This window comes from Streptomyces nymphaeiformis (assembly GCF_014203895.1).
In the GTDB taxonomy this organism is placed as follows: Bacteria; Actinomycetota; Actinomycetes; order Streptomycetales; family Streptomycetaceae; genus Streptomyces; species Streptomyces nymphaeiformis.
In genome coordinates this window covers 191,981-209,768 of the sequence record NZ_JACHJY010000003.1, presented here as the reverse complement: position 1 = coordinate 209,768, position 17,788 = coordinate 191,981, and the positions used below count along the sequence as shown (strand labels likewise).

The 17,788-nt window shown below is 74.2% G+C and carries 14 protein-coding genes; 10 read left to right on the top strand and 4 right to left on the bottom strand.

The annotated features are described in order from the left end of the window. Positions 1-10: 10 nt before the first annotated feature. Positions 11-1,297, bottom strand: a complete 1,287-nt coding sequence (gene paaK / locus GGE06_RS11180) for a phenylacetate--CoA ligase PaaK (protein WP_184930718.1) — start codon at positions 1,295-1,297, stop codon at positions 11-13. Between the two features lie 287 nt (positions 1,298-1,584). Between paaK and GGE06_RS11175 the strand changes: the two genes are divergently transcribed. Together GGE06_RS11175 and GGE06_RS11170 are read left to right on the top strand one after the other, a co-directional pair. Further along, on the top strand, positions 1,585-3,006 hold the full coding sequence (locus GGE06_RS11175) for a family 2B encapsulin nanocompartment shell protein (RefSeq protein ID WP_116162931.1): 1,422 nt from the start codon (positions 1,585-1,587) through the stop codon (positions 3,004-3,006). A 70-nt stretch (positions 3,007-3,076) separates the two neighbouring features. After that, entirely contained in the window at positions 3,077-3,862 is a 786-nt protein-coding gene (locus tag GGE06_RS11170; RefSeq protein WP_116162933.1) for a GNAT family N-acetyltransferase, read from the top strand. A 6-nt stretch (positions 3,863-3,868) separates the two neighbouring features. Here the strand turns inward: GGE06_RS11170 and GGE06_RS11165 are convergent, their stop codons facing one another. Continuing rightward, on the bottom strand, positions 3,869-4,210 hold the full coding sequence (locus tag GGE06_RS11165) for an ArsR/SmtB family transcription factor (protein ID WP_116162935.1): 342 nt from the start codon (positions 4,208-4,210) through the stop codon (positions 3,869-3,871). 148 nt (positions 4,211-4,358) lie between these two features. Here GGE06_RS11165 and GGE06_RS11160 point away from each other — a divergent pair, with 148 nt between their 5' ends. Continuing rightward, positions 4,359-5,363 (top strand): zinc-dependent alcohol dehydrogenase family protein, encoded by a 1,005-nt coding sequence (locus tag GGE06_RS11160; RefSeq protein WP_184930717.1) that lies wholly within the window; start codon positions 4,359-4,361, stop codon positions 5,361-5,363. A 7-nt stretch (positions 5,364-5,370) separates the two neighbouring features. Here the strand turns inward: GGE06_RS11160 and GGE06_RS11155 are convergent, their stop codons facing one another. Continuing rightward, positions 5,371-6,186 carry a pentapeptide repeat-containing protein gene (locus tag GGE06_RS11155; RefSeq protein ID WP_116162939.1) on the bottom strand — a complete coding sequence of 272 codons (816 nt, stop codon included), beginning with the start codon at positions 6,184-6,186 and terminating at the stop codon, positions 5,371-5,373. Positions 6,187-6,316: 130 nt separating this feature from the next. Between GGE06_RS11155 and GGE06_RS11150 the strand changes: the two genes are divergently transcribed. Beyond that, on the top strand, positions 6,317-7,837 hold the full coding sequence (locus GGE06_RS11150) for an alpha/beta fold hydrolase (protein ID WP_184930716.1): 1,521 nt from the start codon (positions 6,317-6,319) through the stop codon (positions 7,835-7,837). On the opposite strand, the gene GGE06_RS11145 is transcribed toward GGE06_RS11150, so the two are convergent. After that, positions 7,834-9,516 carry an acyl-CoA synthetase gene (locus tag GGE06_RS11145; protein ID WP_116162943.1) on the bottom strand — a complete coding sequence of 561 codons (1,683 nt, stop codon included), beginning with the start codon at positions 9,514-9,516 and terminating at the stop codon, positions 7,834-7,836. The genes GGE06_RS11150 and GGE06_RS11145 overlap by 4 nt on opposite strands. Positions 9,517-9,688: 172 nt before the next feature. On the opposite strand from GGE06_RS11145, the gene GGE06_RS11140 reads away from it, so the two are divergent. The 6 genes from GGE06_RS11140 to GGE06_RS11115 all read left to right on the top strand — a co-directional run bounded on the left by GGE06_RS11140 (position 9,689) and on the right by GGE06_RS11115 (position 17,788). Continuing rightward, positions 9,689-10,489, top strand: coding sequence for a crotonase/enoyl-CoA hydratase family protein (locus GGE06_RS11140; protein ID WP_184930715.1), 801 nt, complete (start codon positions 9,689-9,691; stop codon positions 10,487-10,489). Between the two features lie 372 nt (positions 10,490-10,861). Next, positions 10,862-11,824, top strand: a complete 963-nt coding sequence (locus tag GGE06_RS11135) for a Zn-ribbon domain-containing OB-fold protein (protein WP_116162947.1) — start codon at positions 10,862-10,864, stop codon at positions 11,822-11,824. After that, on the top strand, positions 11,821-12,876 hold the full coding sequence (locus GGE06_RS11130; RefSeq protein ID WP_116162949.1) for a thiolase family protein: 1,056 nt from the start codon (positions 11,821-11,823) through the stop codon (positions 12,874-12,876). Before GGE06_RS11135 ends, GGE06_RS11130 begins: the two co-directional genes overlap by 4 nt. Further along, complete coding sequence (locus GGE06_RS11125; RefSeq protein WP_116162951.1) at positions 12,866-14,035, top strand: thiolase family protein; 1,170 nt, start codon at positions 12,866-12,868, stop codon at positions 14,033-14,035. The genes GGE06_RS11130 and GGE06_RS11125 overlap by 11 nt, the downstream gene beginning before the upstream one ends. A 29-nt stretch (positions 14,036-14,064) precedes the next feature. Next, a complete protein-coding gene (locus GGE06_RS11120; RefSeq protein WP_184930714.1) occupies positions 14,065-14,475 on the top strand; it encodes an ACT domain-containing protein in 411 nt (136 codons plus the stop codon). Positions 14,476-14,581: 106 nt separating this feature from the next. Next, positions 14,582-17,788 (top strand): ATP-binding protein, encoded by a 3,207-nt coding sequence (locus GGE06_RS11115; protein WP_312883098.1) that lies wholly within the window; start codon positions 14,582-14,584, stop codon positions 17,786-17,788.

The window sequence follows — 17,788 nt, the reverse complement described above, 5'->3', positions numbered from 1 at the left end:
TCCCCCCAGGCTACGCGCCCCGGAGGTCCACGATCCGCTTGATCTTGCCCACCGAGCGCTCCAGCGTCTCCGGGGCGACGACCTCCACGGCCACCGAGACCCCGACCCCGTCCTTCACCGCCGCGGCGATGGTCCGCGCCGCCTCCGCGCGCTCCTCCGGCGTCGCGTCCGGGCGGGCCTCGGCGCGCACGGTCAGGGCGTCGAGCCGGCCCTCGCGGGTCAGCCGCAGCTGGAAGTGGGGGGCCACGCCCGGGGTGCGGAGCACGATCTCCTCGATCTGGGTGGGGAAGAGGTTCACCCCGCGCAGGATGATCATGTCGTCGCTGCGTCCGGTGACCTTCTCCATCCGGCGGAAGACCCGCGCGGTCCCCGGCAGCAGACGGGTGAGGTCGCGCGTGCGGTAGCGGATCACCGGCATCGCCTCCTTGGTGAGCGAGGTGAAGACCAGCTCGCCCTCCTCCCCGTCGGGCAGCACCTCGCCGGTGAACGGGTCCACGACCTCCGGGTAGAAGTGGTCCTCCCAGATGTGCAGGCCGTCCTTGGTCTCCACGCACTCCTGCGCCACGCCGGGGCCGATGACCTCCGACAGGCCGTAGATGTCGACCGCGTCGATCGCGAACCGCTCCTCGATCTCCTTGCGCATCTCCTCCGTCCACGGCTCCGCGCCGAAGACGCCCACCTTCAGCGAGGTCGACCGCGGGTCCACGCCCTGCCGTTCGAACTCGTCGAGCAGCGTCAGCATGTACGAGGGGGTCACCATGATGATCTCGGGCCGGAAGTCCTGGATGAGCTGCACCTGGCGGGCCGTCATGCCGCCGGACGCCGGGATCACCGTGCACCCGAGGCGCTCCGCGCCGTAATGGGCGCCGAGCCCGCCGGTGAACAGGCCGTACCCGTACGCCACGTGGACCTTGTGGCCGGGGCGCGCCCCGGCCGCGCGCAGGGAGCGGGCCACCACGTCGGCCCACATGTCCAGGTCGGCCTCGGTGTAGCCGACGACGGTCGGCCGGCCGGTGGTGCCGCTGGAGGCGTGGATCCGCCGGATCCGGGACTGGTCGACGGCGAACATGCCGAAGGGGTAGTGGTCGCGCAGGTCCGACTTGGCGGTGAACGGGAAGCGGGCCAGGTCCGCGAGCGTACGGCAGTCGTCCGGGGTCAGCCCGGCCGCGTCGAAGGACCGCCGGTAGAAGTCCACGTTCTCGTACGCGTGGTGCAGGGTCGCGCGCAGCCGCTCCAACTGGAGGGCCGCCAGCTCCTCGCGCCCGAGCCGTTCGCCGCTGTCCAGCAGTTCCGTCATGCGCCACTCCTCCGCCGTCGTAAAACGGACAACCGATCATTCGGTTGATCCGTTCCGGGTCAGTAAAACCGGAGGTACCCGGGGCTTGGCAAGGGGGTGGACGAACTTTTCCCGACCGTGCGCCCGCCCGGACGGCGGAGCGCGCACGGCGCTCGCGGGGCGGCCGCCGCCACGTGGCGCTCCCACCCGTTCGCGCCGCACCCGGAAGAGGGACACCACGGTGCGTTACACCTGGACGCGGAGAGTGACGCACGAGTCCCGCGAACGCCCCAGAAAGCGAGTCACCCATGTCGGTCGACACCGAACCGGCGGCCACCCCGCCCGCCGTCGAGCTCCGCCAGGTCCAGCTCAGCCTCAGCACCGCAGCCGCCCGCAACCTCGCCACCACCACCAAGTCCGAGCCCCAGATGCAGGGCATCAGCTCCCGCTGGCTGCTCCGCACGCTCCCCTGGGTGCACACCCCCGGCGGTGTCTACCGGGTCAACCGGCGCCTCTCGTACGTGGTCGGCGACGGCCGCGTCACCTTCGTGAAGAGCGGCTCCCGGGTCGAGGTCATCCCCGCCGAGCTGGCCGAACTCCCGCTGCTGCGCGGCTTCGACGATCCCACCGCGCTCGGCGCGCTCGCCGACCGCTTCGTCCAGCAGGAGTACGAGCCCGGCCAGGTCGTCGTGGAGGCCGGCGGGAACGCCGACCACGTCTACCTCATCGCCCACGGCAAGATCGAGAAGCTCGGCACCGGACAGTACGGCGACGAGACCGTCCTCGGCCGGCTCGGCGACGGCGACACCTTCGGCGGCCAGGTGCTCGCCGGGGACGGGACCTGGGACTTCACCGCCAAGGCCGTCACCGCCGTGACCCTCCTCGCGCTGCCCCGCACGGCCTACCTGGCCGTGGCCGAGCGGTACGAGAACCTCCGCGACCACGTCCAGGGCGGCGGGGTCAACGGCCACCAGCGCTCCACCAACCCGTTCGGCGAGGCGGCCATCGAGCTCAGCGCCGGCCACGTCGGCGAGGCCGTGCTGCCCCACGCGTACGCGGACTACGAGCTCAGGCCGCGTGAGTACGAACTCAGCGTCGCCCAGACCGTTCTGAAGGTCCACAGCCGCGTCGCCGACCTCTACAACCAGCCGATGAACCAGACGCAGCAGCAGCTCCGTCTGACGATCCAGGAGCTCCGCGAGCGCCAGGAGCACGAGCTCGTCAACAACCCCGAGTTCGGTCTGCTCCACAACGCCGACTTCGACCAGCGCATCCAGACCCACTCGGGCCCGCCGACCCCGGACGACCTCGACGACCTGCTCAGCATGCGCCGCGACACCGACTACATCTTCGCCCACCCCCGGGCCATCGCCGCCTTCGGCAAGGAGTGCAACAAGCGCGGTCTCGTGTTCGGCACGGTCGACGTCGAGGGGCGCCCGATGCCGGCCTGGCGAGGGGTCCCCATCCTGCCCTGCGGGAAGATCCCGGTCACCGACCGGCAGAGCTCCTCGATCATCGCCGTCCGCACCGGCGAGAACAACGAAGGCGTCATCGGCCTCCACCAGACCGGCCTGCCCGACGAGATCGAGCCCAGCCTCAACTGCCGCTTCATGGGCATCGACGAGAAGGCGATCATCTCCTACCTCGTCTCCGCCTACTACTCCGCCGCCATCCTCGTACCGGACGCGGTCGGCATCCTGGAGAACGTCGAGGTCCGTCCGCGCGCCTGACCCGCCGACCGGGCGGGGCGCCGGGCAAATCCGTTGCCCGGCGCCGGACGCCGGTGCTGGAGTGGCCCGCATGGAATCCCAGCACCTACGTGACCTCCACGACCTCCAGCTGCGCCGCGAGGCCCGCCCCGACGGGCCCGGCTGCCGCGTCGAGCGCGTCGGCGCCGTCGTCCGCCAGACCGGCCCCGCGCACGCGTGGAACGGCGTCCTCTGGTCCGGGCTCGACGCGCACGACGGGCCCGGTGCGGACGCCGCGATCGCCGCGCAGATCGCGCACTACCGCGCCGCCGGCCTGTCCTTCGAGTGGAAGCTGTACGCGCACGACACCCCCGCCGACCTCGGCGACCGGCTCCTCGCGGCGGGCCTCGCCCCCGACGACTCCGAGACCGTGATGGTCGCCGAGGCCGCCGCCCTGCCCCGCGGGGTCCCGCTCCCGGAGGGCGTCGAACTCCGCGCGGTCACCGACGAGACCGGGGTCCGCCAGGTGGTCGAGGTCCACGAGCGGGCCTTCGGCACCGACAGCTCCCGCCTCGGCCGGCAGCTGCTCGACCGGCTCGCGGCCGACCCCGGCACGGTCACCGCCGTCGTCGCCCTCGCCGCGGGGGAACCCGTCAGCGCCGCCCGCATGGAGCTGTACCCCGGCACGGACTTCGCGGGCCTCTGGGGCGGCGGCACCGTCGAGGGCTGGCGCGGCCGCGGCCTCTACCGCGCCCTGGTCTCCCACCGCGCCCGCATCGCCGCCGAACGCGGCCACCGCTACGTCCAGGTCGACGCGGCGGACACCAGCCGCCCGATCCTCCGGCGCCTCGGCTTCCTGACGCTGACGACCACGACGCCCTACGTGTACGAGGTCTGAGGCCGCCTACCCCTCGTCGTGGCCGGTCACCACCGCGCGCAGGAGTCCCGGGAAGCGCTCCTCGAACTCCTCGCGGCGCAGCGCGTTCATGCGGGAGGTCCCCGCGTAGTGCTGGCGGATGAGGCCGGCCTCGCGCAGGACGTGGAAGTGGTGGGTGGCCGTGGACTTGCTGACCGGCAGGTCGATGGTCCCGCAGGACAGGTCCTCGCGGGCCGCGTACAGCTCGGCGACGATCCGCCGCCTGACCGGGTCGACCAGGGCCTCCAGGACCTGCTGCAGGCCGATGTCGCGCATGTCGGGGTGGGGCGGGACGCGGTCCCGTCGGCCGGTGCCTGTCGCTGCTGTCATCGTCGTGTCGCCTCCGGGAGCATCGTACGACAGGCGTCGAAGTTTCATGACCATCGAAGTTTGACAGTGGTCGAACCTTGCGCTTGGCTGGGGCACGGCGGCGGAGCGGCCCGCCCGCCGCCGTCACCGAACGGGGAGGGGAAGCCCGATGAGCAAGGCCAGGACGGTGCGGTTCCACGAGTACGGCGGCCCGGAGGTGCTCCGCCTGGAGGACGTGGAGGTCGGCGAGCCCGGCCCCGGCGAAGTCCTCCTCCGGATCGAGGCCATCGGCGTCAACCGCGCCGAGGCGCTCTTCCGCGGCGGCCACTACATCGAGCCGGCCCGGAGCTTCCCCGCCCGCCTCGGCCTGGAGGCCTCGGGTGTCGTCGAGGCCCTCGGGGAGGGGGTCGACGGGTTCGCCGCCGGGCAGGCGGTGAGCGTCGTGCCCTCGTTCTCGATGAACGACCACGGGGTCTACGCCGAGCGCGCGATCGTCCCGGCCTCCTCCCTCGTGCCCCGCCCCGAGGGGCTCGGCCCCGTCGAGGGCGCCGCCGTGTGGATGCCGTACGTCACGGCCTACGGCGGACTCGTCGAGGTCGGCGGGATGCGCGCGGGCGACACCGTCGTCCTGACCGGCGCCTCCAGCAGCGTCGGGCTCGCCGCGATCAGGACCGCGCACCGGATCGGCGCCACACCCCTCGCCACCACCCGCACCCGGGCCAAGAAGGACGCCCTGCTCAAGGCGGGGGCGGCCGAGGTGATCGTCACCGACGAGGAGGACGTCGCCGAGCGGGTACGGGACCTCACCGGCGGGCGCGGCGCCGACCTGGCCTTCGACGGCGTCGCGGGCCCCGGCCTCACCGACCTCGTCGGGTCCGTCGCCCCCGGCGGCACCGTGCTGCTCTACGGAGCCGTGAGCGGGCTGCCGACCCCGTACCCCGGCTTCGACCTCGGGATGCCCGCCGTCTCCCTGAGGACCTACACGATGCCGGAGACGACCAGGGACCCGGAGCGGCTGCGCCGGGCCCGCGCCTTCGTCGAGTCCGGACTGCGCACCGGCTTCTTCGAACCCGCCGTCGACCGCACCTTCACGCTCGACGAGATCGTCGCCGCGCACCGGGCCATGGAGGCCGGCCGGCAGGTGGGCAAGATCGTCGTGACCGTGCCCGAGTGAGGGACCGTCAGGCGGTCCAGTGCGCGGGGCGGTCGAAGCCCTCGGGGAGGCGGGTCGCGGCGTTTCCGCGCGCCGAGTTCAGCTGGGGCTGCGTCAGGAACAGCGCGCCCGTCAGATCCGCGTCCGACAGATCGGCGTCCCGCAGGTCGGCACCGATCAGGTCCGCGAGCGACAGGTCCGCCCCCGTCAGGTCGGCGGCGATGAGCAGCGCCCCGCGCAGGTCCGTGCCCCGCAGCTTCGCCCCGCGCAGCCGCTTGCCGATCAGGTCCGCCCCGCGCCGGCTCTTCGGCCGCCCGCCGGCCGTGGCGCGGACCAGCTCGCTCGTCCGCAGGAGCAGCGGGTTGACCTCGGCGCGCACCGGGCCCACGTCCAGCTTCTCCAGGGCGTCCGGCGTGCCGCCGGTGAGCTCCTCGACCCGGGCCAGCGCGGCCCGCAGCTCGGCGTGGACGGGGCGGGCCGTCGGCAGGGCGAGGGCCTCCGTGAGGTAGCGCAGCAGCTCGTGCAGCTGGCGCACCACCGGGAAGACCTCGTACATCTGCCGGGCCGTCTCCGGAGCCTCGCGCCAGGACACGCCGCCGAAGGTCACCTGGGAGACCTGCTGGCCGGCGCCGAAGCAGTCGTACACCGTGCAGCCCTGGAAACCGCTCGGCCGCAGCCGCGTGTGGATCCCGCAGCGGAAGTCCTCCTGGAGGTTCCGGCAGGGCTCGCCCGACGACTTGTTCACGGCGAAGTCGGCCGACTTGGCGAAGGGCAGCGCCACACAGCACAGGCCGAAGCAGTTCGCGCAGTCGCCGCGCAGGGTGGATTCCCGGGTGTCGGGCACGGTGGAACGGTTCCTTCGCGGTTCGGGGACGGTCCTCCACCGTATCGCGCCGCCGGTCCGCCGCTCCCGGCACGGCGCTCACGGCGAAACCGATTGCGAAGATCCACCCGGGCCGGTGAGGATCGGCGGCATGCCGACGTTCACGACCCATGACGGGACCCAGCTCGCCTACCGCGTCCAGGGGGAGGGGGAGCCGCTCGTCTGCCTGGCGGGCGGGCCGCTGCGCGACGCCCGCTACCTCGGTGACCTCGGCGGACTCGCCGCCCACCGCACCCTCGTCCTGCTCGACGCCCGCGGCACCGGCGCGAGCGCCGCCCCCGCCGACCCCGGCACGTACCGCTGCGACCGGCAGGTCGGCGACGTCGAGGCCCTCCGCGCCCATCTCGGCCTGGAACGGATCGACCTCCTCGGCCACTCCGCCGCCGGCAACCTCGCCGTCCTGTACGCCGCAGCCCACCCCGAGCGGATCCGCTCCCTCGTCCTCGTCACCTCCCTCGGACGCGCCCTCGGCGTCGGGACCACCGACGAGGAGTGGGACAAGGCCGTAGAGGTCTTCGCCGACCGGGACTGGTACCCGGAGGCCAGGGCCGCCCTCGACAGCATCGGCCCCGACACCCCGCTCCGGCGCGAGTACGAGATCACCGCCCCCTTCGCGTACGGCCGCTGGGACGCGGCCGCCCGGGAGCACGCGGCGGCCACCGACCGGGAGACGAACTGGGAGGCCGCACCCGCCTACCACGGCGAGGGCGCCTACGACCCCGAGGCGACCCGCCGCGCGCTCGGCGCGCTCACCGCGCCCGTCCTGATCGTGGCGGGCGAGTACGACGCGGGCCCGACGCCCGCCAAGGCGGCCGAGGCCGCGGCGCTCTTCCCGCACGCGGAGCTCGTCGTCCAGCCGGGCGCCGGACACTTCCCCTGGGTCGACGACGCCGAGGCCTTCGTCCTCCCGGTCGCCGCCTTCCTCGACCCGGCCGTCCGCACCGTCACCGTGGACGGCGTACGGCTCGCCTACCGGGTCGCGGGACCCGAGGACGCCCGGCCCGTCGTCCTCGTCCACGGCCGCGGCGAGAACAGCACGACGTGGAGCGGGATCACCGCGGACCTGGCCGCCGACCACCGGGTGTACGCCCTCGACCTGCCCGGCCACGGACTGAGCGACCGGACCGGCCGCTACGGCTTCGAGGACTTCCGCGACGACCTCGGCGGCTTCCTCTGGGCCCTCGGCCTCGCCGGCGCCACCGTCGTCGCCCACTCGATGGGCGCCGGCGCCGCGTACCTCCTCGCCCAGCGCGAACCCGGCCTGATCGGCCGCCTCGTCCTGGAGGAGGCCCCGGCCTTCGTCCCCCTCGACCCGCCGCGCCCGGTGGCCGAGCGCCCCGAGGGCCCCCTGCCCTTCGACTGGGCCGTCGTCACGTCCACCGACGCCGAGCTGAACGCCCCCGACCCGGCCTGGCGCGAGGGGCTCACCGCGATCACGGCCCCCACCCTCGTCGTGGCCGGCGGCCCGACCAGCCACGTCCCCCAGACCCAGCTGGCCGAGCTCGCCGACCGCATCCCGGACGCCCGCCTGGTCACGATCGAGACGGGCCACCTCGTCCACGACGCCCGGCCGGCCGAATTCCTGGCCACGATCAGGGGGTTCGGACTCTAGGCGCCTTCTTCCGCGTCCGCCTCCACCGCCACCGCGCGGGCCCAGCGGTAGTCCGCCTTGCCGCTGGGGGAGCGCTGGATGCGGTCGGTGAGGACCAGCTGACGGGGGACCTTGTAGCCCGCCAGCTGCTGCCGGCAGTGGGTCTGGAGGGTCTCCAGGTCCAGCGGGCGGGCCTCCGGGCGGAGTTGGACGACCGCGGCGACGTGATTGCCCCAGCGGGCGTCCGGGACGCCGGCGACCAGGGCGTCGTACACGTCGGGATGTGACTTGAGCGCCTGCTCGACCTCCTCCGGGTACACCTTCTCGCCGCCCGTGTTGATGCACTGGGAGCCGCGGCCCAGGACGGTGACCACCCCGCTCTCGTCCACCGTCGCCATGTCGCCGAGCAGGACCCACCGCACCCCGTCCCGCTCGAAGAAGGTCTCGGCGGTCTTCGCCGGGTCGTTGTAGTAGCCGAGCGGGACGTGCCCGCGCTGCGCGAGCCGGCCGGTCTCGCCCGGTGCGACGGGGACGCGGGTCGCCGGGTCGACGACCTGGGTGCGCTCGTTGACGTGCAGCCGGAAGCCCTTGGCCGGGCCGGAGTCGTCGGTGGCCCGGCCGTTGGAACCCGACTCGGTGGAGCCGAAGTTGTTGAGCAGCGTGACGTTCGGCATGAGCTCCTGGAGCTGCGCCCGCACCGTCTCGGACATGATCGCCCCGGAGGACGAGAGGCTGAAGAGGGCGGAGAGGTCCGTGCCCCGCAGCGGTCCGCGCAGTGCGTCCACGAGCGGGCGCAGCATCGCGTCCCCGACCAGGGAGATGCTGGACACCTTCTCCTTCTCCAGGGTGCGCAGCACCTCCTCGGGCACGTACTTGCGGTGCAGGACGACCCGCTGCCCGTAGTTGAGGGCGATGAACGCGGTCAGCGTGGAGGTGCCGTGCATGAGGGGCGGCGCGGGGAAGAAGGTGATGCCGGCGCCGCCGGCCGCGACCCGCTCCGCCAGCTCCTCGGGGCGCTTCACGGGCTCGCCCGCGGGGTCGCCCCCGAACAGCCCCGCGAAGAACAGGTCCTCCTGGCGCCACAGGACACCCTTGGGCATGCCCGTGGTGCCGCCGGTGTAGATGATGAAGAGGTCGTCGGGGGAGCGGGGGCCGAAACCGCGATCCGGAGAACCGGAGGCCTCCGCGTCGGCGAACGGCACGCAGTCGAGCGCCGGGGCGTCCTCGGACGGGTCGCTGTGCTGCGTAGCAGCTCCTTGAGGGGCGGCGGTCGGGCGACGGGTGGGACCCACCCTCACGAGGTGCCGCAGCTTCTCCGTCTGCGGCAGCGCCGCCGCGACCCGGTCGGTGAACTCGGCGTCGAAGACGAGCGCGGCCAGGTCGGCGTCCCGGTAGAGGTAGACGAGCTCCTCCTCCACGTACCGGTAGTTCACGTTGACCGGCACGATCCGCGCCTTGAGGCAGGCGAGGACGGTCTGGAGGTACTCGACGCCGTTGTACAGGTGGAGGCCGAGGTGTTCGCCGGGCCGGATGCCCGCGTCGGTCAGGTGGTGCGCGATCCGGTTGGCGGCGGCGTCCAGCTCGGCGTAGGTGAGCCGCCGCTCCTCGCCGGTGCCCGGATGGTCGACGTACACCAGCGCCTCGCGGTCGGGGACCACGTCGACGACCGATTCGAACAGGTCGGCAAGGTTGTACTCCACCGTTCCTCCTGACCCCGGTTCGCTGGTTCACACGGACGTGGCGGTCATTAGAGCGCCGACCGCTCGCCGGGGGAAGGGGGTGCGCAGAAGAATCTGACTGAGTGTCAGAAAACTATTGAACTGGGCCCGCGGCTCCTGCAACCTGTTCCAGAACTGGAGACGGGAGACCCCCATGGGCGGCACCGAACACCTCAGCGTCCGGCGCGAAGGCGCCACGCTCGTCCTCACCTTGAACCGGCCCGAGGCCAAGAACGCCCTGTCCTTGCCGATGCTCGTCGGCCTGTACGACGGGTGGCTCGAAGCCGACGCCGACGACACCGTCCGCTCGGTCGTCCTCACCGGCGCGGGCGGTTCCTTCTGCGCCGGCATGGACCTCAAGGCGCTGGCCGGGAAGGGAATGGAGGGCGAGCAGTACCGGGACCGGATGAAGGCCGACCCCGACCTGCACTGGAAGGCGATGCTCCGCCACCACCGGCCCCGCAAGCCCGTCATCGCGGCCGTCGAGGGGTACTGCGTCGCCGGCGGCACCGAGATCCTCCAGGGCACCGACATCCGGGTCGCCGCCGCCTCCGCGACCTTCGGCCTCTTCGAGGTCCGGCGGGGCCTCTTCCCCATCGGCGGCTCCACCGTCCGCCTGCCCCGGCAGATCGCCCGCACCCACGCCCTCGAAATGCTCCTCACGGGCCGCCCGTACAGCGCCGAGGAGGCCGCCGCGATCGGCCTCGTCGGCCGCGTCGTCCCCGACGGCACCGCCCTCGACGCCGCCCTCGACATCGCCGAACGCGTCAACGCCTGCGGGCCGCTCGCCGTCGAGGCGGTCAAGGCCTCGGTGTACGAGACGGCCGAGCTGAGCGAGACGGAGGGGCTGGCGGCCGAGCTGAAGAGGGGATGGCCGATCTTCGACACGGCGGACGCGAAGGAGGGGGCGCGGGCGTTCGCGGAGAAGCGACCGCCGGTGTACCGGAGGGAGTGACCCTTCCCCCACCCCACCCCTCCCCGAAACGGGGGGCTCCGCCCCCGGACCCACCCGTGAACCGGGCTCCGCCCCGGACCCCCGGTCTTGGGGCTTCGCCCAGACCTCGGTCGTGGGGGGCTCCGCCCCGGACCCCCGCCTCAAGCTCCCCTACGCCTGGCGGCGTGGGGATCCCGGCGGGGCTGAAGTCCCCGCCCAGCGGGCGGGAGTTCAGCGCGCCCGGCGTTTGAGGGCGAGGCCGCAGGCCGTGCGGGGGGCTGGGGGCCTGCCCCCAGTTCGGGAAGGGGCGGGGTGGGGAGAAGGCCCCGCGCAGCGGCCCCACCCGCACCCCACACCCGTCCGCCCGCCCACCCCCACCAGAGGAGCCGTCCCATGACAGCAGCCGCACCCCCGCCCGGAGCCCTCCAGGCGCCCCTCGTCGTCGAGTTCCCCTTCACCCGTTCCCTCGGCCCCGTCCAGTCCGCGTTCCTCACCGGACTCCGCGAGCGCACCGTCCTCGGTGTGCGCACCGAGGCGGGTGGCGTGCTCGTCCCGCCCGTCGAGTACGACCCCGTGACCGCCGCCGAGCTCCGCGAGCTCGTCGAGGTCGCCGCGACCGGCACCGTCACCACCTGGGCCTGGAACCCCGAGCCCCGCCCCGGCCAGCCCCTCGCGACCCCCTTCGCCTGGGTCCTCGTCCGCCTCGACGGCGCCGACACCGCCCTGCTCCACGCCCTCGACGTCCCCGGCCCCGAGGCCGTTCGCACCGGCCTGCGGGTGCGGATCCGCTGGGCCGCCGAACGCGCCGGCGCCATCACGGACATCGCCTGCTTCGAGCCGTACGAGAGCAGCCCGCAGGACGACACCACCCCGCACGACGGCCGGTTCGAGGAGCCCGTGACCGGCATCGTCGCCCCCGCCCGCCTCGACTACACGTACAGCCCCGGCCGCGCCCAGACCCGCTATCTGCACGGGCTCGCCGAGCGCCGCACCGTCGGCGAACGCTGCCCCTCCTGCGCCAAGGTGTACGTGCCGCCCCGCGGCGCATGCCCCACCTGCGGCGTCGCCACCACCGACCAGGTCGAGGTCGGCCCCCGCGGCACCGTCACCACCTTCTGCATCGTCAACATCAAGGCGAAGAACCTCGACATCGAAGTCCCGTACGTCTACGCCCACATCGCCCTCGACGGCGCCGGGCTCGCCCTCCACGGCCGGATCGCCGGCATCCCCTACGACGAGGTCCGCATGGGCCTGCGCGTCGAACCCGTGTGGAGCGAGGACGGCCGCTACCCCGACCACTACCGGCCCACCGGCGAGCCCGACGCCGACTACGACACGTACAAGGAGCTGCTATGAGCCGGGACGTGGCGATCGTCGCCTTCGCCCAGAGCGACCACCGGCGGCACACCGACGACCTCTCCGAGGTCGAGATGGTGATGCCCGTGCTGCACGAGGTGCAGCGGCAGACCGGCCTGAAGGCCGCCGACATCGGCTTCACCTGCTCCGGCTCCTCCGACTACCTCGCCGGGCGCGCCTTCTCCTTCACCATGGCCCTCGACGGCGTAGGCGCCTGGCCGCCGATCTCCGAGTCCCACGTCGAGGCCGACGGCGCCTGGGCCCTCTACGAGGCCTGGGTGAAGCTGCTCACCGGAGAGGCCGACACGGCCCTCGTCTACTCCTACGGCAAGTCCTCGCCCGGCTCCGTCCGCGACGTCCTCACCCGCCAGCTCGACCCGTACTACCTCGCCCCGCTGTGGCCCGACTCCGTCGCCCTCGCCGCCCTCCAGGCCCAGGCCCTCATCGACGCCGGGGAGACCGACGAACCCGCCCTCGCCGCGATCGCCGCCCGCAGCCGCGAGGACGCCCGCACCAACCCCCACGCCCAGCTGCCGGGAGCCCGCCCCCAGGGCGGATACGCCGTCCAGCCCCTCCGCACCGGCGACTGCCCGCCCGTCGGCGACGGCGTCGCCGCCGTGATCCTCGCCGCCGGCGACCGGGCCCGCGAGCTGTGCGAGCGCCCCGCCTGGATCCGGGGCATGGACCACCGGATCGAGGCCCACTCCCTCGGCGTCCGCGACCTCACCGACTCGCCCTCCACCCGCCTCGCCGCCGAACGCGCCGGAGCCTTCGAACGGCCCGTCGACACCGCCGAACTCCACGCGCCCTTCACCTCCCAGGAGGTCGTCCTGAGGAAAGCCCTCGGGCTCGACGACAGCGTGACGGTCAACCCCTCCGGGGGCGCCCTCGCCGCCAACCCCGTCATGGCCGCCGGACTGATCCGGCTCGGCGAGGCCGCCGCCCGCATCCACCGCGGCGAGTCCGACCGCGCCCTCGCCCACGCGACCTCAGGACCCTGCCTCCAGCAGAACCTCGTCGCCGTCCTGGAAGGGGAGACCCATGCCCGGTAAAGAGCCCGTCGCCGTCGTCGGCATCGGCCAGACCAAGCACGTCGCCGCCCGCAGGGACGTCTCGATCGCCGGACTCGTCCGCGAGGCCGCCCTCCGCGCCCTGGAGGACGCCGAGCTGACCTGGGCGGACATCGACGCCGTCGTCATCGGCAAGGCCCCCGACTTCTTCGAGGGCGTCATGATGCCGGAGCTCTACCTCGCCGACGCCCTCGGCGCGGTCGGCAAGCCCATGATCCGCGTCCACACGGCCGGATCGGTCGGCGGCTCCACCGCCCTCGTCGCCGCCAACCTGGTCTCCGCGCGCGTGCACCGCACCGTCCTCACCCTCGCCTTCGAGAAGCAGTCCGAGTCCAACGCCATGTGGGGCCTCTCCCTGCCCGTCCCCTTCCAGCAGCCGCTGCTCGCCGGCGCCGGCGGCTTCTTCGCCCCGCACGTGCGCGCGTACATGCGCCGCACCGGCGCCCCCGACACGATCGGCTCCCTCGTCGCGTACAAGGACCGGCGCAACGCGCTCAAGAACCCGTACGCCCACCTCCACGAGCACGACCTCACCCTGGAGAAGGTCCAGGCCTCCCCGATGCTCTGGGACCCGATCCGCTACTCCGAGACCTGCCCCTCCTCGGACGGCGCCTGCGCCATGGTCCTCACCGACCGCGCCGGAGCCGACCGCGCACCCCGTCCGGCCGCCTGGGTGCACGGCGGGGCGATGCGCAGCGAACCCACCCTCTTCGCGGGCAAGGACTTCGTCTCCCCGCGGGCCGGCCGGGACTGCGCCGCCGACGTCTTCCGGCAGGCCGGCGTCACCGACCCCCGGCGGGAGATCGACGCCGTCGAGATGTACGTGCCGTTCTCCTGGTACGAACCCATGTGGCTGGAGAACCTGGGCTTCGCCGAGGAGGGCGAGGGCTGGAAGCTCACCGAGTCCGGGGTGACCGAGCTCGACGGCGACCTGCCCGTGAACCCCTCGGGCGGGGTCCTCTCCACCAACCCCATCGGAGCCTCCGGGATGATCCGCTTCGCCGAGGCCGCCCTCCAGGTACGGGGGGACGCCGGCGCGCACCAGGTCGAAGGCGCCCGCCGGGCCCTCGGCCACGCCTACGGCGGCGGCGCCCAGTTCTTCGCCATGTGGGTCGTGGGGGACACCCCGCCCACCGGCTGAGCCGCGGCGGGGCGCCTACCCTGACCTCCATGAACGCGGAACGCGACCTCACCCGGCTCCTCGCCGGCATGCGCCCGGAACTCGACCCCGGCCGCTACGTCTTCACCACGGTGGACGGCCCCGCACCCGCCGGGGTCGCCCCCGTCGTCACCGTCACCGAACCCGAGGGCCTCACCCTCGTCGTACGCCAGGAGGAGGCCGACTCCGCAGGCCTCGCGTACGACTACGCGGCCGGCTGGATCACGCTCCGGGTGCACTCCGCGCTCGACGCCGTCGGACTCACGGCCGCCGTCGCGGGCGAGCTCGCCGCGGCGGGCCTGAGCTGCAACGTCGTGGCCGGATTCCATCACGACCACCTCTTCGTCGAACACGACCGCGCAGGTGAGGCGTTGGACGTTCTGGCCCGGCTCTCGGAGCGGTCGGCCCTCTTGGCCGAATGACGGTCACAAGCGGCCCCGCCGGGCGTACGCTGGGGCCTTCGCGGGGCCAGTAGCCCGGTCCTCCCGGACATGCGCCGGGCGTGCGCCCTCGGTGTGGGGGTGGAACGTGGCGCGACAGGGTGACCGGCCGACCCGTCGGGGATTCGGCCTCTTCGAACGCGAAGCGGCGCTCGACGCGGCCGAGGACGCACTCGACCTCCTGACGGGACTGACGGATCCGGCGGGGCTGCCCGGATGGGCCGCCGTCACCGGCGAGCCGCCCCGGTCCGAGCGGATCCCCGCCCCTCGCGAGGCCGCCGGCCCGCACCTCGTGGTGGTCCCGAGCGGCCCCCACGCGCGCGTGGACGGCGAGTCCGCGACAGCGCCGGGACCTCACGCGCGTGCGGCCCGCGAGGCCATGACCGTGCGGGCGCCCCGCCCCCGCGTGGACGGCGAGACGGTGACCTCCGGATCCGCCGACGCCGACGCCGACGCCGACGCCGACGCCGACGCCAGGGCCGATGCCGACGCCTACGGCTCCGGCGCCCCCGCCCGCCCCCGCGCCGCCGCCCGACGCGGAGGCGTGCTCGCCTACGCCGCTCCCGCCGGGCTCGGCAAGACCACCCTGCTCGCCGAGATCCGCCGCCGCGCCGCCGCCCGAGGCTGCACCGTGCTCTCCGCGCGCGGCGGCGACCAGGAGCAGCGGGTCGCCTTCCACGTGGCCCGGCAGCTGCTCCAGCCGCAACTGGCCCACGCCTCCGACACCGAACTGCGCGAACGCCTCGGCTCCTGGTACGACATCGTCGGCCCCGCCCTCGGGCTGCGGGCCGCCGGCGAGGGCGCGCCGCCCGACCCCCAGGGCCTGCGTGACGGCCTCGACTGGGTCCTCACCCACCTCGCCGTGCGCCGCGACCCGCTCGTCGTCGTCCTCGACGACGTCCACTGGGCCGATCCCGAGTCCCTCGGCTGGCTCGCGGCCTTCGCCCCGCGCGCCGAGGAGCTGCCCATGCTCCTCGTCGCCGCCTACCGTCCCGACGAACTCCCCGACGAGGGCAAGGAGTTCACCGGACACCGGTCCGGACAGCGGCCCCACGGGCTGGCCCCGCTCACCTCCGCCGCCGTCGCGCACCTCGTCCGCGACCGCGTCGGCGCCCACGCCGACGACGCCTTCTGCCGCGACTTCTGGACCGTCACCTCCGGCAACCCCTTCGAGGCCGTCGAACTCGCCGCCAAGGTCCGCGACCGCGGCCTCGAACCGACCGCCCACGGCGCCCGCCACCTGCGCGACCTCGCCGCCGCCCTCAAGGGCAGCGGACTCGTCACCCGCCTCGAACGCCTCGGCGCCGCCACCGTCCGCCTCGCCTGGGCCTGCGCCGTCCTCGGCACCGAGATCTCCCCGCAGCTCGCCGGGGCCGTCGCCGGCCTCGGCGGAGAGGCGGTCGCCGACAGCGCCGCCCGGCTGCGCGAGGCCCGCGTCCTCGCCGGGGCCGAAAGGGCCGAAGGAGCCGACGAACACCTGGAGTTCGTCCACCCCCTCATCGCCACCACCGTCTACCGCTCCATCCCCGCCGCCACCCGCGTCGCCCTGCACGGCCAGGCCGCCTGGTGCGTCGTCGACGCCGGGCTCGGCCCCACCGCCGCCGCCCGGCACCTCCTGGAGACCCACCCCGAGGGCGACCCCTGGGTCGTCCAGCAGCTGCGCGCCGCCGCCGGGGAGAACCTCCGCGCCGGAGCCCCCGACGCGGCCCGCCGCTTCCTCGCCCGCGCGCTGCGCGAGCCGCCCGCCGCCGACGACCGCGCAGCCGTCCTCTACGAGCTCGGCTGCTCGTCCCTCCTCACCGAACCCGCCACCACCGTCAACCACCTGCGCGCGGCCCTGGAGGAGCCCGTCGCCGACCCGGCGCTCCGGCACGGCATCGTCTACCGGCTCTCCCAGGTCCTCGCCCACAGCGACCGGCTCGTCGAGGCCTCCGAGCTCCTCGGCCGCGAGGCGGGCCGCACCACCGACGCCCGCAGCCGGCTGCGGATGCAGGCCGAGAAGTTCATGTGGGACGCGTTCCGCGCCGACGAACCCGAGTCGCCCGCCCGCTCCCGCCGCCTCGCGGCCCTCGCCGACCGGCTCACCGGCCGCGACCTCACCGAGCGGTACGTGATCGGCCTGCGCGCCTGGGACGCCACCCTCCGCGCCGAACCCTCCGCCACCGCCCTCCGCCACGCCGAGCGCGCCCTCGAAGGAGGCCTCAGCTGGGCCGACGAGAGCCGCGGCTTCGAGGTCCCGGTCCTCACCGCCCTCACCTTCCTCTACGCCGACCGCCCCGGCCGCGCCGAGGAGCTCTTCGCCGCCGGCACCGCCGAGTTCGAGCGCCAGGGCTGGCGCGGGGCGCACCTCTCCTTCGCGTACACCCTCCTCGGGTACATCCGCCACCGGCGCGGCCGGCTCGTCGAGGCCGAGGACTTCGTCCGCGCCGGCCTGCGCCTCGCCGAACGCGTCGGACCCCGCACCCCCGCCCAGTGGTACGCCGTCGGCGTCCTCATCGAGGTCCTCCTCGCGCGGGGGCGTACGGAGGAGGCCGCCAGGATCGCCTTCGACCACGACTTCGGCGAACCCTTCCCCGCCGCCGTCACCTTCCCCGACTCCCAGACCGTCCACGCCGAACTGCTCCTCGCCCGGGGTCGCACCGACGAGGCCGCCGCCGAGCTCGCCGCCGTCGGCCGCCGCCTCGACCCGCGCGGCATGCGCAACCCCGCCTGGTGCCCCTGGCAGCTCCACCTCGCCCTCGCCGAGGCCGCCACCACCCCGGTCCGGGCCCGCCGCACCGCGGAGGACGCGGTCGCCCGCGCCCGCCAGTACGGTGCGCCCTCCGCGATCGGACAGGCGCTCCGGGTGACCGCCGAGGTCTCCGAGCCCTCCGCGCGGGTGAAGCTCCTGGAGGAGTCCGTCGACCGGCTCGACCAGTCACCCGCCGCGTACGAGCTGGCCCGCTCCCTCGTCGCCCTCGGCGCCGCCCTGCGCCGCACCGAACGCGCCGGGGAGGCCGCCGAGCACCTCTACCGGGGCCTGGAGACCGCCCAGGACTGCGGCGCCGACGGCCTCGTCGACGAGGCGCGCGCCGAGCTCGCCGCGGCGGGGCTCCGCCCCCGCGCCCTGCACCCGGCGGGCACGGACGCGCTCACCGCCCGTGAGCGGACCGCCGCCGAGCTCACCGTCCGCGACGAGGACGCGGCCGCCGCGCTCGGCATCGACACGACCACCGTCGGCAGGCTCCTGTCGTCCGTCTACCGCAAGCTAGGCACCGACCGCTCCGGCCTGGCCCAGGCGCTGGGGCGCCGCTGA

Bases quoted from the DNA above. Each gene is read 5' to 3' on its own strand.
- paaK (WP_184930718.1), bottom strand. From the start codon at position 1,297: ATGACGGAACTGCTGGACAGCGGCGAACGGCTCGGGCGCGAGGAGCTG.
- GGE06_RS11175 (WP_116162931.1), top strand. From the start codon at position 1,585: ATGTCGGTCGACACCGAACCGGCGGCCACCCCGCCCGCCGTCGAGCTC.
- GGE06_RS11170 (WP_116162933.1), top strand. From the start codon at position 3,077: ATGGAATCCCAGCACCTACGTGACCTCCACGACCTCCAGCTGCGCCGC.
- GGE06_RS11165 (WP_116162935.1), bottom strand. From the start codon at position 4,210: ATGACAGCAGCGACAGGCACCGGCCGACGGGACCGCGTCCCGCCCCAC.
- GGE06_RS11160 (WP_184930717.1), top strand. From the start codon at position 4,359: ATGAGCAAGGCCAGGACGGTGCGGTTCCACGAGTACGGCGGCCCGGAG.
- GGE06_RS11150 (WP_184930716.1), top strand. From the start codon at position 6,317: ATGCCGACGTTCACGACCCATGACGGGACCCAGCTCGCCTACCGCGTC.
- GGE06_RS11140 (WP_184930715.1), top strand. From the start codon at position 9,689: ATGGGCGGCACCGAACACCTCAGCGTCCGGCGCGAAGGCGCCACGCTC.
- GGE06_RS11135 (WP_116162947.1), top strand. From the start codon at position 10,862: ATGACAGCAGCCGCACCCCCGCCCGGAGCCCTCCAGGCGCCCCTCGTC.
- GGE06_RS11130 (WP_116162949.1), top strand. From the start codon at position 11,821: ATGAGCCGGGACGTGGCGATCGTCGCCTTCGCCCAGAGCGACCACCGG.
- GGE06_RS11125 (WP_116162951.1), top strand. From the start codon at position 12,866: ATGCCCGGTAAAGAGCCCGTCGCCGTCGTCGGCATCGGCCAGACCAAG.
- GGE06_RS11120 (WP_184930714.1), top strand. From the start codon at position 14,065: ATGAACGCGGAACGCGACCTCACCCGGCTCCTCGCCGGCATGCGCCCG.